Consider the following 15,407-nt stretch of genomic DNA (forward strand, 5'->3'; position numbering starts at 1 on the left):
CAGCACCGCCATCATGGCCCACGGCAGCGCTTTTCGCTTCGTTTTTTCCCCACCCCACCCGGCGGCGAGGCCCTTCCTCGCCATCGGCGCGGCGGTCGTCGTCGTCGGGCTGATCTTCGGGCACTGGCTGTCCTGGATCGGCGTGCTGTTCCTGCTGTTCTGCCTCTACTTCTTCCGCGATCCGGAGCGGCATCCCCCGCCGCGCCCCGGCGCGCTGCTGGCGCCTGCCGATGGCCATGTCGTGAGCGTCATGCTGGCGACACCGCCGCCCGAACTTGGCCTCGGCATCATGCCGCGCTGGCGCGTCGCGATCTTCCTCTCGGTGCTGGACGTGCATGTGAATCGCATGCCGGCGGATGGCACCGTCACCCGCATCGCCTATCGTCACGGCAAGTTCCTGAGCGCCAATCTCGACAAATCCGCCGACGAGAATGAGCGCAACGCCCTTGCCATCCGCTTGCCGGACGGGCGGGAGATCGCCGTGGTGCAGATTGCTGGCCTCATCGCGCGGCGCATCGTCTGCCAGGTTCGCGAGGGTGACGCGGTGCAGGCGGGCGGCCGCTTCGGCATCATCCGCTTCGGCAGCCGCACTGACCTCTATCTGCCCGAAGGCGTCCAGCCCCTGGTGTCGGAAGGGCAGAAGATGGTCGGCGGCGAAAGCGTCATCGCCGAGCTCGACCTCGAATTCGCACCCCGCGCTCGGGCCGAGACGACGGGGCCGACAATCACCTACGCGGGCGCCTCCACAATCTCGGGCGGAACAGTCTTTTGAGCGGCCCGCGCCTTTCGGGCGAGCCCGACGGGCGCATCTGGCCGGCCCGGAGGCGCCGGAGGCGGGTGCGCCCGCCGCATCGCCCGCGCTTCAAGGGTCCATCCTTCAACCGGCTCCTGCCGAACCTTCTCACCATGCTCGGCCTCTGCGCGGGGCTGACAGGCATGCGCTTCGCGCTTGGCGGTCATTTTGACGCCGCGGTCGTGGCCATCAGCCTTGCCGGGGTTATCGACGGGCTGGATGGGCGCATCGCCCGCCTGCTCAAAGGCACCTCCCGTTTCGGGGCCGAATTCGACAGCCTGGCGGATTTCCTGTGCTTCGGCGTGGCCCCCGCCTTCGTCATGTATCTCTGGTCGCTCGGCACCTATGGCGGCATCGGCTTCGTGCCGTCGCTGATGTTCGCGGTCTGCATGGCGCTGCGCCTCGCGCGGTTCAACGCGGCGCTCGATAGCGATTCCGCGCCGACCTATACCTCCGGCTTCTTCACCGGCGTTCCGGCGCCGGCCGGAGCGGGGCTCGCCCTCCTCCCGGTTTTCCTTGGTCTCGAAGCGCGTTCCCTCGACCTCGGCTGGCTCTCGATGATCGCGCATTCGCCGTTCTTCGGGGCGCTGGTGCTGATCGGCACCGCCATCCTGCTGGTCTCGACCTTGCCCGTCTGGAGCTTCAAGAACTTCAAGGTGCCGGCGGAATACGTGCTGCCGCTGCTGCTCGGCACCGGCATTTTCGCAGCCATCCTCTTCGCCGAGCCCTGGGCCGCCCTGGCCGCGGCGGGGCTGATCTATCTCGGCATGCTCCCCTTCAGCCTCCGCAGCTTCCACCGGCTCAAGCACGAGGCGGAAGCGATGCGGGCCGGTTCAGACGAGGAAGCCTGACGATGGCAGCCAAAAGTGGAAAGCGCCTTATGCAGGGCATCCCCCCTATAGCGCTGCTTGTCGCCGGCGGCGCTTGGGCTTAACCGCTTCGGGTTGGTGGCGCGGCATTCAGGCGCCGGGACGGGAGAGGGTCATGGGCTATCGGGTCGCGGTCGTGGGTGCCACCGGAGCGGTGGGACGCGAAATGCTCAAGACGCTCGCGGAACGCAACTTTCCGGTGAGCGACATCGCGGCCCTGGCCTCGGGCCGCTCGGCGGGCACCGAGATCTCCTTCGGCGAGCACCGCGTCCTCAAAACCCAGAATCTCGAGAAGTTCGACTTTCGCGGCTGGGACATCGGACTGTTCAGCCCCGGCGCGTCGGTTTCCGCCATTCACGCGCCGCGCGCGGTCGAGGCTGGGTGTATCGTCATCGACAATACCAGCCATTTCCGTATGGACCCGAACGTTCCGCTGGTCGTGCCCGAGGTCAATCCCGAGGCACTCCACGGCTTCCGCGAAGGGATCATCGCGAACCCAAATTGCTCGACGATCCAGATGGTTGTCGCCCTCAAGCCGCTACACGACGAGTTCAAGATCAAGCGGGTTGTCGTCGCGACCTATCAGTCAGTGTCTGGCGCAGGCAAGGAAGGCATGGACGAGCTTTTCGCCAATAGCCGGGCCTTCTACGTCAACGATCCTGTGACGCCGCAGCAATTTACCAAGAACATCGCTTTCAACGTCATCCCGCATATCGACTCCTTCATGGATGACGGCTCCACCAAGGAAGAGTGGAAGATGGTGGTGGAGACCAAGAAGATCCTCGATCCGAATATCGCGGTAATGGCGACCTGCGTGCGCGTGCCGGTGTTCATCGGCCACGCCCTCGCCCTTCATGTCGAGTTCGAACGGCCGGTCGCCCCCGGTGAAGCCCGCGCGGCGCTGCGTGGCGCCCCCGGCATTGCGGTGACGGATGTGCGCGAAGATGGCGGCTATGCGACACCCACCGAGGTCGCCGGCGAGGACAATGTTTATGTCAGCCGCATTCGCCGCGACCCCACCGTGCCGAACGGCATCGCCTTCTGGTGTGTCGGCGACAACCTCCGCAAGGGCGCCGCGTTGAATGCTGTGCAGATCGCCGAAACATTGGTGGCCCAGGGAGTCTTCGCCCGGCAGGCAGCGTAGCGCTGCCCCGGCAACCCACGATCGTGATGCTGCACCTGCGTTGACCCATCTTCCGTCGAAGATTAGAGAAGCGTCCCAAAGACCTAGCCTTCCTCGGCCCTCCTCTGCCGGACGCACGGTCCCGGCCCGACCGACATTCTAACTGGAACCGACCCATGGCGGACGTGCGCGACGCATTGATCATCGGCAAGCGCAGCGACGGCAAGTTGGTGCAACGCCCGCTCTCGCCGCATCTCCAAATCTACAAGCCGCAGATCAGCACCGCGACCTCGATCTTTCACCGCATCACCGGCTGCGCGCTCGCGGTCGGGCTGCTGCTCATGGTGTGGTGGCTGGTGGCGGCGGCGACGGGTCCCCGCGCTTTCGCCTCGGCTCAGGGCTTCGTGGGCTCGCCGATCGGCCTGATCCTGATGTTCGGCTGGACGCTGGCGCTCTGGTACCACTTCTGCAACGGCATCCGGCATCTGTTCTGGGACGCCGGCTTTGGCTTCGATGTCAAAACATCGCACCGCAATGCCTTCGCGGTCCTGGTTGCGACCGTGGTGCTCACGGTGCTGAGCTGGGTCGTCGGCTTGGCCGTGTGGCTCTGAGGACCGCGATCATGGCGCCCAAGGACAAGCTTTCGATCACGGTGCGGCAGAGCGAGCTTGGCCGCGTCAAAGGGCTCGGCGCCGCGCGCAGCGGAGTGCATCACTGGTGGATGGAGCGCGTGACCTCGGTCGCGCTCATCCCGCTCACCCTCTGGTTCGTCTTCTCGGTTCTGGGCATGGCAGGCCATCCGCAGCCCGACATCGCCCATTGGGTCTCGCATCCGCTGGTCGCCGTACTGCTGGTGGCGCTGATCGTGACCTCCTTCCACCACACGCAGCTCGGGCTTCAGGTGGTGATCGACGATTACATCCATGGCGAGGGCACGCGGCTCATCGTGCTGCTGGTGATGAAAGCCGCAGTGGTGCTCCTCGGTCTCGCGGCCCTGCTCGCCGTGGTGAAGCTCGCGATCTGAATTCAGGCGAGGCTGGCGGCCCTCCCATGCGGCCGTCCCTCCCATCACGACGAGGCTGAGATGAACGCGATCACGAAGCCCACCCTGGGCAGCTACGACGTCATCGACCACACCTACGACGTTGTCGTCGTCGGTGCCGGAGGGGCCGGGCTGCGCGCGACCCTGGGGATGGGCGCAGCCGGCCTCAAGACCGCCTGCCTTACGAAGGTCTTCCCCACCCGCAGCCATACGGTCGCCGCGCAGGGCGGCATCGGCGCGGCGCTCGGCAATATGGGCGAGGATGACTGGCGCTGGCACATGTACGACACCGTGAAGGGGTCGGACTGGCTCGGCGACCAGGACGCCATCGAATACATGTGCCGCAACGCCATCCCGGCGATCTACGAGCTTGAGCATTTCGGCGTCCCCTTCAGCCGCACCGAGGATGGGCGCATCTACCAGCGCCCCTTCGGCGGCCATATGAAGGAGTTCGGCAAATCCCCGGCGATGCGCGCCTGCGCCGCCGCCGACCGCACCGGCCATGCCATCCTGCACACGCTGTATCAGCAGAGCCTGAAGCATGAGGTCGAGTTCTTCGTCGAATATATCGCGCTGGACCTCATCATGGATGAGGAAGGCGTCTGCCGCGGCGTGACGGCCTGGTGCCTGGATGACGGCTCGATCCATCGTTTCCGAGCGCAGACGGTGGTGCTCGCGACCGGCGGTTATGGCCGCGCCTATCAGAGCTGCACCTCCGCCCATACCTGCACCGGCGACGGCAACGGCATGGTGATCCGCGCCGGCCTGCCCATGCAGGACATGGAATTCGTGCAGTTTCACCCGACCGGCATCTTCTCCGCCGGCTGCCTGATAACCGAGGGCGCGCGTGGCGAGGGCGGCTACCTCACCAATAGCGAGGGCGAGCGCTTCATGGAGCGGTACGCGCCGACCGCCAAGGACCTGGCGAGCCGGGACGTGGTGTCACGATCGATGACCATCGAAATCAACGAGGGACGCGGCTGCGGTCCCAACAAGGACCACATCCTGCTCCATCTGGAGCATCTCGGCGCCGCGCTGCTGCATGAGCGGCTGCCCGGCATCTCCGAGACCGCGCGGGTCTTCTCGGGCACGGATGTGACCAAGGAGCCGATCCCGGTGCTGCCGACCGTGCACTACAACATGGGCGGCATCCCGACGAATTATCACGGCGAGGTACTATCCCCTACGCCGAGCGATCCGGACCGCGTGGTGCGCGGCCTGATGGCGATCGGCGAATGCGCCAGCGTCTCGGTGCATGGCGCGAACCGCCTCGGCACCAATTCGCTGCTCGACCTAGTGGTCTTCGGCCGCGCCGCCGCGCATCGCGCCGCCGAGACGATCCAGACCGGCGCCACCCAGGCGCCGCTCCCGCCACGCGCCGGCGAGGCGTCGATCGCGCGCTTCGATGACGTGCGGCACGCGAAAGGCGCGACCCGCGTCTCCGAGCTGCGTGTAGATCTGCAGCGTGCGATGCAGTCCCACGCCGCCGTCTTCCGCAACGCCAAGAGTCTGACCTTGGGCGTCGAGAAGGTGCAGAAGATCTGGAGCGGCATGGCCGATATGGGTGTCAGCGACCGCAGCCTGATCTGGAACTCGGATCTGGTGGAGGCGCTGGAACTGCAGAACCTCATGGGCAATGCGATGGTGACCATGGTCGGCGCGGAAGCCCGCCATGAGAGCCGTGGCGCCCACGCGCATGACGACTATCCCGATCGCGACGACAAGAACTGGATGAAGCACACCCTGGCCTGGTGTGACGACTCCGGTGCGGTGAAGCTCGATTATCGGCCGGTCAAGATGCAGACCCTGACCAACGAGGTCTCCGTCTTCCCGCCGCAGAAGCGCGTGTATTGAGGCTGATGGCCATCGCAACCACCTCGTCATGCTCGGCGAAGGCCGAGCATCCACGCCTTACGCGCGTCACGAAGGCGGGGCCGCCCGCGGCAAGGCGTGAATCCCATGCCTTCGCATGGGATGACGTCGTGCTTGCTCATCCGGCGCGGATCACTCCCGCCCGCATCGACTCCTAGGAGATCCCGGAAATGGTTGAGTTCACCCTTCCGAAGAACAGCAAGGTCGTCGAGGGTCAGCGCTACAAGGCGCCGGCCGGCGCCAAACGCGTGCGCGAATTCAAGATCTATCGCTGGAACCCCGACGACGAAAAGAACCCGCATACCGATATCTACGAGATCGATCTCGATGATTGCGGGCCGATGGTTCTCGACGCGCTGATCAAGATCAAGAACGAGGTCGACGGCACGCTGACCTTTCGCCGCTCCTGCCGTGAAGGCATTTGCGGTAGCTGCGCCATGAATATCGACGGCACGAATACCCTTGCCTGCCTCAAGCCGATCGAGGATTGCCGTGGCGCGGTCAGGATCAATCCGCTGCCGCATATGGCGGTGATCAAGGATCTCGTGCCCGACCTCAGCCAGGCCTACGCCCAATATCGCAGCGTCGAGCCCTGGCTGCAGTCCGACACGCCGCCGCCACCGGATGCCGAGCGGCTGCAGAGTGTGGAGGAGCGCTCCAAGCTCGACGGGATGTGGGAATGCATCCTGTGTTTCTGCTGCACCACAAGCTGCCCCAGCTACTGGTGGAACGGCGACCGCTATCTCGGGCCGGCCGTGCTGCTCGCCGCCTATCGCTGGATCGCCGATAGCCGCGACGAGCATAAGGGCGAGCGGCTGGACGCCCTGCAGGATCCGTTCAAGCTCTACCGCTGCCACACCATCATGAACTGCGCCGAGACCTGTCCCAAGGGGCTGAACCCCGCCCAGGCGATCGGCGAGATCAAGAAGCTCATGGTGCAGCGCCGAGGCTAAGGCCGGGCGCGCACCGCTTCAACTCGCATGTTCAGAGGAAATCTCACGACGGGCCGCGGCCGGGTAGCCGCCTGGTCCGACTCGCTCGTGATGGACCATTCCTTCGTCCGCTTCGTCTTCGCGAATTGGGCGGAGGTGGCGCCGAAGCGAATGTATCGCTGCAACCATCCGCATGCCTGGCGGCTGGCCGCGGCGCAGCGCAAGCTCGGCATCAAGACGGTCATCAATCTGCGTGGCAAGCGGTTCTGCGGATCCGACGCGCTGTCGCGCGAGGCAGCGGCGAAACTCGGGCTGCACCATATCGACATGGCGTTCGAGAGCCGTGGCGCGCCGCACAAGGAGCGCATTCTGCGTTTCGCCTCGATCCTGGAAACCCTGGTCGAGCCGGCGATCATGCATTGCAAGTCGGGCGCGGACCGCACCGGACTTGCCGCCGGCCTCTATCTGGTGATGCGCGGCGGCACCAGCGCGGATGCCCTGAACCAGCTCTCCTGGCGCTTCGGCCATTGGAGCAATGCCCGCACCGGCATCCTCGATGCATTTTTCCTGCTCTACGCGAGAGAGGCGGAAGGCCGAATCCCGTTTTTGGATTGGGTGAAGACCGAGTATGACGAAGCGGCCCTCCGCCGGGACTTTATCGCCGGCGGCCTCTCAGCCTTCGTCGTGGACCGGGTGCTCCGGCGCGAATAGCAGAAGCCGGGAGTGTTCCTCGGATGGCCTTGCCTGCAGTCGATCTAAGCGATGACGCAGCGGATTGGGCGCGCTCACGCGGGGCCTTTCCGGCGCGCAGCCTCGCGGCGGGGGGAATCCTCGTCGGGCTGACGGTGCTTGCCCTGAAAGTTGCGGCCTGGTGGCTGACGGGCAGCGCCGCGCTTTATTCCGACGCGCTCGAATCCGTGGTCAACGTCGCCGGCGCGGTGGTCGCTTTCTGGACGCTGACGATCGCCGCGCGCCCGGCCGATCACGATCACCCCTTCGGCCACGACAAGGCGGAATTCTTCTCGGCCGTGGTCGAGGCGCTGCTGATCATCCTCGCGGCGGGCTCGATCCTCTTCCACGTCTGGTTCGATCTCAAGCTCGGCCACAGCCTGTCGGCGCCACTCTCCGGGATGGGCATCAACCTGGTCGCGACCGCGTTTAACGGCGCCTGGTCGGCGGTGCTGTTCCGCCAGGGACGGCGGCTGCGCTCCCCTGCTTTGCTGGGCGACGCACGGCATCTCGCCTCGGACGTGGTAACCTCAGGCGGTATTCTCCTCGGCCTTTGCCTCGTCCTGGCCACCGGGATCCTGTGGCTCGATTCGGCCCTCGCCGCCGCGACCGCGGTCTATATCCTGTGGTCTGGCCTTCGCATGCTGCGCAGTTCCGTCAGCGGCTTGATGGATGCGGCGCCGGATGCCGAAACCCTGGCGCGCATCCGCTACCTCGTCAGCACCCATGCCGACGGCGCCTTGGAAGCCCATGACCTGCGGACACGTCAGGCGGGCCGGCTGACCTTCCTCCAGTTTCACCTCGTCGTGCCAGGTGCGATGCCAGTGGATCAGGCGCATGACATCTGCGACCGGATCGAAGCCGCGCTGCGTGCCGAAATGGAGGGTCTTGTCGTCACCATCCATGTCGAGCCGGAACGAAAGGCGAAGCATACCGGCGTTGTGGTTCTGTAACGGCCTCACCGCCGCATCGCCACAACGCCACCACAGGAAGGTGCCAATTCGGCCTCGGGGCCGATCTAGGTCTCAGAAGCAAACCGTAGCGCGATGGGTGATGCCGGAACTCGCATGCACACCCAGATGTTGCGGTCACTAGGACAAGGAGAGCCTTAACCATGAAGACCAAGCTGACCACGCTCGCCGCATTGGCTGGCCTAACGCTACTCGGCGCCTGTACCGATCCCTATAGCCCCGGCCAGCGCGCCCTCGGCGGCGCGGCCATCGGCGCGGGAAGTGGGGCCGTCATCGGTGGCATCGCAGGCGGCGGCCAGGGTGCCGGTATCGGAGCATTGATCGGTGGCGCAGTCGGCGCCGCTGGCGGCGCCGCCACAACACCCCAGCGGCCTCAGTACTATAACAACGGCGGCTATTACGGCGGCTACTAGCGTCGCGGCGGGGTCCGGCGACCAGCAGCCGGACCCTAACCCGCTATGCCTGCAACTCCGCCAAGGCCACGGCCCCCTGGCGCTTAGCAACTGCCGCGACTCGACCGCCGTCATGGGCCGAAATCATGACCATGTCGCCGGCCATCATCATATTGGAAGCGTCGGCGAAGAAGCCCTGACCGCCGATATCGTCAAGCGCGTCCGCCCCGGCCTTGTAGTGCCAAAGCGTAAAGCCATTCGCATAGGCGAGAACGCAAAGGTTCCGGAGAGCGAAGGACATTGGTCCCATCCTTTATCTCTATGAACTTAATCCTGAGAGATTTACGTCAGGAATTAATTCTTGTTAAAATGTTAGTGTCTTAAAAAAATTCCCGAGACCGCTCTGTCGCTTTAACGGGTTTTGCGGGCTTTTCGGATTCTACAGATTGTGCTCACAGGCTAAGTATGTTTCGGCGACCGCAGGTTTGTCTCTGCGGATCAAGCGGCCTCTCCGCCAATGGAATAGCCCAGAATTTTATACCGCCTCAAAGACCCTTTCTGGTCGTCGCGAAGGCAAATATCGCAAAATAGAGACGGTTAGGAGGGACACTCGTTACCATAACGAAATAACTAACGTTAGCGAAGGAGATTTTCAAGCTCGACGCAAGGAAAATTATCTTATTTTCGGCCAGGACGATCTTCGTCAGAGTGCCGCTCCGGCAGGCGGGCCGAGCGTGATGGGATTTTGAATGCGGCATGAAGACGTCTGGCGCGCCATCGATACGCTGGCAGCGGAACGTGGGCTCTCTGCCTCAGGCCTGGCTCGCCGCGCAGGCCTGGATGCGACCACCTTCAACCCGTCCAAACGAGCGACCCAAACGGGCCGCGAGCGCTGGCCAAGCACCGAAAGCGTCTCCAAGGTTCTCGAAGCGGCTGACGCCACGCTCGAGGAGTTCGCCGCCCTCGTGAGCGGTGCGCGGGCGCTGCCCGCGGGTTCCCGGCCAGCGACCCGGCGCCTCCCCCTCATCGGCCTGGCCCAAGCGACGTTGCCCGGCTTTTTCGACGACACCGGCAATCCGACCGGCAGCGACTGGGATGAGGCGGGCTTGCCCGAAGTGCTCGATCCGCGCGCCTATGCCATCGAGGTTGGCGGCGATGCGCTGGAGCCGGTGTATCGTGACGGTGACATTGTGATCGTCTCGCCCCTCGCCCCGATCCGGCGCGGCGACCGCGTGGTGCTGCGGGATCGCAAGGGCCGTTTCCTGGTCCGTCAGATCGCCCGCCGCTCGGCGCGGAGCGTGGACGCCCGGTCGCTCAACCCGGCGCGCGGCGATGTCAGCCTGCCGGTGGATGCGATTCTGTGGATGCATCGCATCGTCTGGGCGAGCCAATAATGTTTACCGCGCCCGGCGCTAGTTCTCCCCAGGCGGAATCGCCCCACATGCCTCGCATGTCCCGCCGCCAGATCGATGTCACACCGGAGCTTCTGCTCCGTGCCTATCGGGCGGGTTTGTTCCCGATGGCCGAAACGCGCGGCAGCCCGAGGCTCTATTGGCTCGACCCTGAGCTGCGCGGCGTGCTCCCGCTCGATACCTTCCATTTGCCGCGCCGCCTGCGCCGGACCGTCCTGTCCGGCGAGTTCCAGGTAACGGCCGACCGCGCCTTCGCCGAGGTGCTGCATCTCTGCGCCGAAACCGGGCCGCGCCGCGCCGATACCTGGATCAATCCGGAGATCGAGCGGCTGTTCTGCGAGCTGCATATGATGGGCTATGGCCATAGTATCGAATGCTGGTCCGGGAACCGGCTGGTGGGCGGGCTTTATGGCGTGGTCCTTGGCGGTGCGTTCTTTGGGGAGAGCATGTTTTCCCGCGCGAGAGACGCCTCCAAAGTAGCCCTGGTCCAGCTTGTCGCGCGGCTTCGGCTGGGTGGCTTCACGCTCCTCGACACCCAGTTCGTGACCGATCACCTGGCGCAATTCGGCACCATCGAGATCGCCCGACAGGATTACCGCGACCGGCTCGAAAGGGCGTTGCGGATCGACGCGCGTTGGGTCGAGACGATCGACGCGGATCTTCTCAACCGTATCGTTACGGAATTGGAGTAGCATCGCCTCATGCAATCCCTCCCCTCTGGCCTGATCTTGCGTCGGCTCGTGTTCGGCGCCGCCGGTGCCCTTTGCGTCGCGACCGGTGCCGCGGCGCAGGAGTATCCCTCGATCCTGCCGATGCGGGACGCGACCATCGTCTATGATGTCCAGAGCACCGGAAGCGGTGCGTTGCGGGTCGAGGCGGATATCTCAGCCGCCAACCAGAAGCTGCGGCTATCGGAAGTCGGCCGGCCCGACTACCTGCTGATCGACCGGGGCGCCGAACAGGTCATCCTGGTGTCGCCTGATAAGGGCATGAGCTTCGCCGTCGCGACCGGCGGCTTCCTGCACCGCCAGCTCGACCCTGGGTCGAACCTCCATTTCAGCCGCGCCGGCACCCGCAGCGTCGCCGGCATCGCCTGCACCGTCTGGCGGATCGAGGGGCCGCATGGCGCTGGCGATAGCTGCATCACCAATGACGGCATTATCCTGAGCGCCGAGGGCAAGGGCGACAAGCCTGACAGTTCCGGCCGGATCCCGTCCGGCCGCGTCACGGCGCTGAGTGTGAACTATGTCGATCAGCCGCCCGATCTGTTCGATCCGCCCGACGGCATGCCAACGGTCAATCTTCCGCCGAGCCTGTTTCAAAGCATGGTTTCGGGCATCACGGGGCTGTCGGGACCTTAAGCCTAGTGTCTTTGGTCTGAACGGCGCTCCAAAGATCGGTCATGGCATGCGAAGGCGGGGCGGCCCCCCGCATGCCATCCACGCCTGCCTTCGTTCGGGCAAACAAAGGCGTGGATGCTCGGCCTTCGCCGAGCGTGACGTGCTGGAATGAGCATGGTCGCAAACCAAACGCATCCCGCTCGAGGCGCCCGTCCGTCCCAACGCCTCGAGAACGTCAGCCGCCGACCTGCCTGATCCAATCCGGCAGGCTGTAGTAGTTGGTGATGCGAGCGACCTTACCGTCCCGCACCTCGAAGAAGGCGCCGGCCGGCAAGACATAGGTCTGGCCCTTTGCCTCCGGCAGCCCCTCATCGGTGCCGATGTAGCTGCCATGGACAGTGAATTCCGCCGCGCCACTACCGGGCGGGCCGGTTAGGATCACCAGATTCTCCAGCCGCTCCCTGTAACAGCGCGTCATGTGGTCGACGAAGCGGCCAAACGCCTCCCGCCCGACCTGTCGCTCGCCCTGGTTGATGTCGTGGACGACATCCTCGGTGAGCAAAGCGAGAAACGCCGCCTTGTCGCCCGCGTTGAAGGCTCGGTAGTAAGCCTCGATTACCCGCGCCGTCTCGCTCATTCCGGATCCAACCCTCTCGCTCGCTCGCCTTGCCCTGGCGCCTGAGGGGCCGTAAGGGAGTGGCCCCGTAGCGTGGCGAGCCCATGAACCCGAGTTCGATGGACCAGTGCAAGCCCCCCGTCGAAGGGGCTTCATCGATGGCCAAGCCCCTGAGCTTCCAGGCCATAATTCTGCGCCTGCACGAGTATTGGTCGGCGCAAGGCTGCGTCATCCTGCAACCCTATGACGTCGAGATGGGCGCCGGTACGTTTCACCCGGCGACGACCTTGCGGGCGCTCGGTCCGCGGCCGTGGAAAGCCGCCTATGTGCAGCCGAGCCGCCGCCCGACCGATGGGCGATACGGCGAAAACCCGAACCGGCTTCAGCACTATTACCAATATCAGGTGCTCATGAAGCCGAGCCCGGCGGATGCCCAGGCGCTGTTGCTCGGCAGCTACCGCGCCATCGGCATCGACACCGCCCTGCACGACATTCGCTTCGTCGAGGATGACTGGGAGAGCCCGACCCTGGGCGCCTGGGGCCTCGGCTGGGAAGTGTGGTGCGACGGCATGGAGGTGACGCAATTCACCTATTTCCAGCAGGTCGGCGGCATCGCCTGCGAATTGCCGAGCATGGAACTGACCTACGGGCTTGAGCGGCTGGCGATGTACGTCCAAGGCGTCGAGCGCGTCTATGACCTCGATTTCAACGGTCAGGGCGTGAGCTATGGCGATATCTTCCTGCGCGCCGAGCGGGACTACAGTCGCTACAATTTCGAGGTCGCGAATACCGAGATGCTGATACGGCATTTCGCGGATGCCGAGGCCGAGTGCGCCAGCCTGCTCAGCTGCAAGCTGGCGCAGCCGGCGTACGACCAATGCATCAAGGCGAGCCACCTGTTCAACCTGCTCGACGCTCGCGGCGTCATCAGCGTGACGGAGCGCGCGGCCTATATCGGCCGGGTCCGTGCGTTGGCTCGTGGCTGCGCCGAGGCCTGGCTGGCGGGTGAAGTTTGATGGCGTCGGCCGATCCACCGGCTAGCCCACCGCTACGGCCGGGCTCGGTCCATGCCTGAGCTCCTGCTCGAACTCTTCTCCGAGGAGGTCCCGGCGCGCATGCAGCAGCGCGCCGCCGAGGACCTCAGCCGTCTCTTGACCGAAGCCCTGGCCACTCTCGCCCCCACTACGACACGCGTGCTGTATGGCCCCCGGCGGATCGCCTGGATCGGCACGGTGGCCGCCGAGGTTCCGGCCGCCACAACCGACGAACGCGGACCGAAGCTCGCCGCGCCAGAGCAAGCGGTCGCCGGCTTTCTCCGCAAACACGGCGCCGCGCGCGACGATCTGCGCGAGGAGGGTGGCTACTGGCTGCTCACCAAGCGCACCGCCGGCCGCCCGGCCGAAGCGCTGATCGCCGAAGCAATCCCGGCCCTGTTGCGGCGCTTCCCCTGGCCGAAATCCATGCGCTGGGGCGGCACGAGTGCCTTCACCTGGGTCCGTCCGCTACGCCGGATCCTGTGCCTGCTCGATGGCACCGTCGTGCCGTTCGATCTCGCCCAAAGCGAGGATAACGGCCACGGATTGGCCAGCACCAACAAGACCGAAGGCCACCGTTTTCTTGCGCCCGGCGGCGTCGCCATCGCGTCAAGTGCCGACTACGAATCCGCCCTGCGCGCGCGCTTCGTGCTCGCCGACCCCGTCGAACGGCGAACGCAGATCGCCGAGGGTTTGGCGCGGGTCGCGGAGACCGCTGGATACCACATGGTACCCGACGATGGCCTACTCGATGAGGTGACCGGCCTAGTCGAATGGCCGGTGCCACTGCTCGGCCGCATCGATGCCGAATTCATGGAGCTGCCACCTGAGGTGAGACAGGTCTCCATGCGCGTGAACCAACGCTATTTCGCGCTCACCGACGCCTTCGGAAAACCCGCACCGGCCTTCGTCTTCGCCGCCAATATCGCGGCCCCGGATGGTGGCATGGCGATCGTCGCGGGCAACGAGCGCGTGCTGCGCGCGCGGCTATCGGATGCGCGGCATTTCTGGGATCTGGACCGCCGGGATACCCTTGCGTCGCGCCTCCCGGCCCTCGACCGCGTGACCTTCCACGCCAAGCTCGGCAATCAGGGAGAGCGCGTGTGGCGGATGGAAACGCTCGCCGGAATCATTGCGCCATTGGTAGGTGCGGACCCGGCGCAAGCGCGTCGTGCCGCGCAACTCGCGAAAGCTGATCTGACGACGGGAATGGTCGGCGAATTCCCCGAGCTTCAGGGCGCCATGGGCCGCTACTACGCGCTCCATGACGGCGAAACGATCGAAGTCTCCGATGCCGTGCGCGACCACTATGCGCCACGCGGGCCGCAAGACCCGACGCCGACCGCGCCAGTTTCGATAGCAGTGTCACTTGCCGAGAAGTTCGACATCCTCACGGGATTTTTCGCGATCGGCGAGAAGCCCTCCGGTTCGGGCGATCCTTATGCGCTGCGCCGCGCCGCCTTGGGCGTCCTGCGCCTCATCCGCGAGAACGACCTGCGGCTTGAACTGCGCCAACTGGTGCGGCATGCACACCAAGCATTCGCGCAGCCGACGGACAGCGAAGCCGCTCTCGCCGACGACGTGCTCGCCTTCATCGTCGAACGCCTCCGCGTGCAACTTCGCACCGAGGGCCGCCGTCACGACGTGCTCGCCGCTGCTTTCGCGGCCGCCAATGATGACGACCTCAATCGCCTGCTGCGCCGCGCCGATGCGGTCGAGGCTTTGCTCGGCACGACAGAGGGCGCGGATCTCCTTGCCGCCTACCGCCGCGCCGCCAACATCCTCCGCATCGAGGAGCGTAAGGCGCCACTGCCCGAGGGCCCGGTCGATACGATGCGGCTGACGCAACCTGAGGAAACGGCACTGGTGCAATCGCTCGACGCCGCCGAAGCGGCGATCGGGCCGCGCCTTGCCGACGAGGATTTCTCGGGCGCCATGGCGGCGCTCGCGCGGTTGCGTGCCCCGGTTGACGCCTTCTTCGAGGCGGTCATCGTTAATACCGACGTGCCTGAACTGCGGGACAATCGGCTGCGGCTGCTCAAGCGGCTGCGCGGCACGATGGATCGAGCCGCAGACTTCTCGCGACTAGAAACCACGGGAGCCGTGTAATGGCTGATGTGATGACGAAGTGGGTCTACAACTTCGGGGCCGGCCATAACGAGGGCCGCGCCGAAATGCGCAACCTGCTCGGCGGCAAGGGGGCAAACCTGGCGGAGATGGCCGGGATCGGCCTGCCGGTGCCGCCCGGTTTCACCATCACAACTGATCTCTGCACGGCCTTC

General features: G+C 65.4%; 18 protein-coding genes. 16 read left to right on the top strand and 2 right to left on the bottom strand.

Annotated features, from left to right (window positions below; translation table 11 throughout):
• Positions 1-13: 13 nt before the first annotated feature.
• From GSQ92_RS11235 to GSQ92_RS11280, 10 genes are all read left to right on the top strand, one after another.
• The gene (locus tag GSQ92_RS11235) at positions 14-772 is read left to right on the top strand and encodes a phosphatidylserine decarboxylase (RefSeq protein WP_158805179.1); all 759 of its coding nucleotides are present in this window, start codon (positions 14-16) and stop codon (positions 770-772) included.
• Positions 769-1,644, top strand: a complete 876-nt coding sequence (locus GSQ92_RS11240; RefSeq protein WP_254065850.1) for a CDP-alcohol phosphatidyltransferase family protein — start codon at positions 769-771, stop codon at positions 1,642-1,644. Before GSQ92_RS11235 ends, GSQ92_RS11240 begins: the two co-directional genes overlap by 4 nt.
• 133 nt (positions 1,645-1,777) lie before the next feature.
• Positions 1,778-2,806 carry an aspartate-semialdehyde dehydrogenase gene (locus GSQ92_RS11245; RefSeq protein WP_159013447.1) on the top strand — a complete coding sequence of 343 codons (1,029 nt, stop codon included), beginning with the start codon at positions 1,778-1,780 and terminating at the stop codon, positions 2,804-2,806.
• Between the two features lie 155 nt (positions 2,807-2,961).
• Positions 2,962-3,396: a succinate dehydrogenase, cytochrome b556 subunit gene (gene sdhC / locus GSQ92_RS11250; RefSeq protein ID WP_158805177.1), complete on the top strand. Its 435-nt coding sequence runs from the start codon at positions 2,962-2,964 to the stop codon at positions 3,394-3,396.
• An 11-nt stretch (positions 3,397-3,407) separates the two neighbouring features.
• Positions 3,408-3,809 carry a succinate dehydrogenase, hydrophobic membrane anchor protein gene (sdhD, locus tag GSQ92_RS11255; RefSeq protein ID WP_158805176.1) on the top strand — a complete coding sequence of 134 codons (402 nt, stop codon included), beginning with the start codon at positions 3,408-3,410 and terminating at the stop codon, positions 3,807-3,809.
• 60 nt (positions 3,810-3,869) lie between these two features.
• Positions 3,870-5,681: a succinate dehydrogenase flavoprotein subunit gene (gene sdhA / locus GSQ92_RS11260; RefSeq protein WP_158805175.1), complete on the top strand. Its 1,812-nt coding sequence runs from the start codon at positions 3,870-3,872 to the stop codon at positions 5,679-5,681.
• Positions 5,682-5,869: 188 nt separating this feature from the next.
• Positions 5,870-6,652 carry a succinate dehydrogenase iron-sulfur subunit gene (locus GSQ92_RS11265; protein WP_159013448.1) on the top strand — a complete coding sequence of 261 codons (783 nt, stop codon included), beginning with the start codon at positions 5,870-5,872 and terminating at the stop codon, positions 6,650-6,652.
• A 27-nt stretch (positions 6,653-6,679) separates the two neighbouring features.
• On the top strand, positions 6,680-7,342 hold the full coding sequence (locus GSQ92_RS11270; protein WP_158805173.1) for a tyrosine-protein phosphatase: 663 nt from the start codon (positions 6,680-6,682) through the stop codon (positions 7,340-7,342).
• Positions 7,343-7,365: 23 nt separating this feature from the next.
• Positions 7,366-8,313 (top strand): cation diffusion facilitator family transporter, encoded by a 948-nt coding sequence (locus tag GSQ92_RS11275; protein ID WP_158805172.1) that lies wholly within the window; start codon positions 7,366-7,368, stop codon positions 8,311-8,313.
• 161 nt (positions 8,314-8,474) lie between these two features.
• Positions 8,475-8,744, top strand: coding sequence for a hypothetical protein (locus GSQ92_RS11280; RefSeq protein WP_158805171.1), 270 nt, complete (start codon positions 8,475-8,477; stop codon positions 8,742-8,744).
• 43 nt (positions 8,745-8,787) lie between these two features.
• On the opposite strand, the gene GSQ92_RS11285 is transcribed toward GSQ92_RS11280, so the two are convergent.
• Positions 8,788-9,024, bottom strand: a complete 237-nt coding sequence (locus tag GSQ92_RS11285; protein ID WP_158805170.1) for a hypothetical protein — start codon at positions 9,022-9,024, stop codon at positions 8,788-8,790.
• 448 nt (positions 9,025-9,472) lie between these two features.
• Here GSQ92_RS11285 and GSQ92_RS11290 point away from each other — a divergent pair, with 448 nt between their 5' ends.
• Genes GSQ92_RS11290 through GSQ92_RS11300 form a run of 3 tightly spaced genes read left to right on the top strand, consistent with a single transcriptional unit; the run spans position 9,473 to position 11,496 of the window.
• Complete coding sequence (locus tag GSQ92_RS11290) at positions 9,473-10,117, top strand: helix-turn-helix transcriptional regulator (protein WP_158805169.1); 645 nt, start codon at positions 9,473-9,475, stop codon at positions 10,115-10,117.
• 56 nt (positions 10,118-10,173) lie between these two features.
• Entirely contained in the window at positions 10,174-10,827 is a 654-nt protein-coding gene (gene aat / locus GSQ92_RS11295; RefSeq protein WP_158805280.1) for a leucyl/phenylalanyl-tRNA--protein transferase, read from the top strand.
• A 9-nt stretch (positions 10,828-10,836) separates the two neighbouring features.
• Positions 10,837-11,496 carry a hypothetical protein gene (locus GSQ92_RS11300; RefSeq protein ID WP_158805168.1) on the top strand — a complete coding sequence of 220 codons (660 nt, stop codon included), beginning with the start codon at positions 10,837-10,839 and terminating at the stop codon, positions 11,494-11,496.
• 214 nt (positions 11,497-11,710) lie between these two features.
• Here GSQ92_RS11300 and GSQ92_RS11305 read toward each other — a convergent pair whose 3' ends face one another.
• On the bottom strand, positions 11,711-12,112 hold the full coding sequence (locus GSQ92_RS11305; protein ID WP_158805167.1) for a ketosteroid isomerase-related protein: 402 nt from the start codon (positions 12,110-12,112) through the stop codon (positions 11,711-11,713).
• Between the two features lie 137 nt (positions 12,113-12,249).
• On the opposite strand from GSQ92_RS11305, the gene GSQ92_RS11310 reads away from it, so the two are divergent.
• The 3 genes from GSQ92_RS11310 to GSQ92_RS31430 all read left to right on the top strand — a co-directional run.
• Positions 12,250-13,107, top strand: a complete 858-nt coding sequence (locus tag GSQ92_RS11310) for a glycine--tRNA ligase subunit alpha (protein ID WP_174246720.1) — start codon at positions 12,250-12,252, stop codon at positions 13,105-13,107.
• A gap of 51 nt (positions 13,108-13,158) precedes the next feature.
• Positions 13,159-15,234, top strand: a complete 2,076-nt coding sequence (gene glyS, locus GSQ92_RS11315) for a glycine--tRNA ligase subunit beta (RefSeq protein ID WP_158805166.1) — start codon at positions 13,159-13,161, stop codon at positions 15,232-15,234.
• A gap of 11 nt (positions 15,235-15,245) precedes the next feature.
• Positions 15,246-15,407: PEP/pyruvate-binding domain-containing protein (locus GSQ92_RS31430; RefSeq protein WP_159013454.1), on the top strand; the 162-nt coding region annotated here is incomplete at its 3' end.

Source organism: Acidisoma sp. S159 (assembly GCF_009766125.1).
In the GTDB taxonomy this organism is placed as follows: domain Bacteria; phylum Pseudomonadota; class Alphaproteobacteria; order Acetobacterales; family Acetobacteraceae; genus Acidisoma.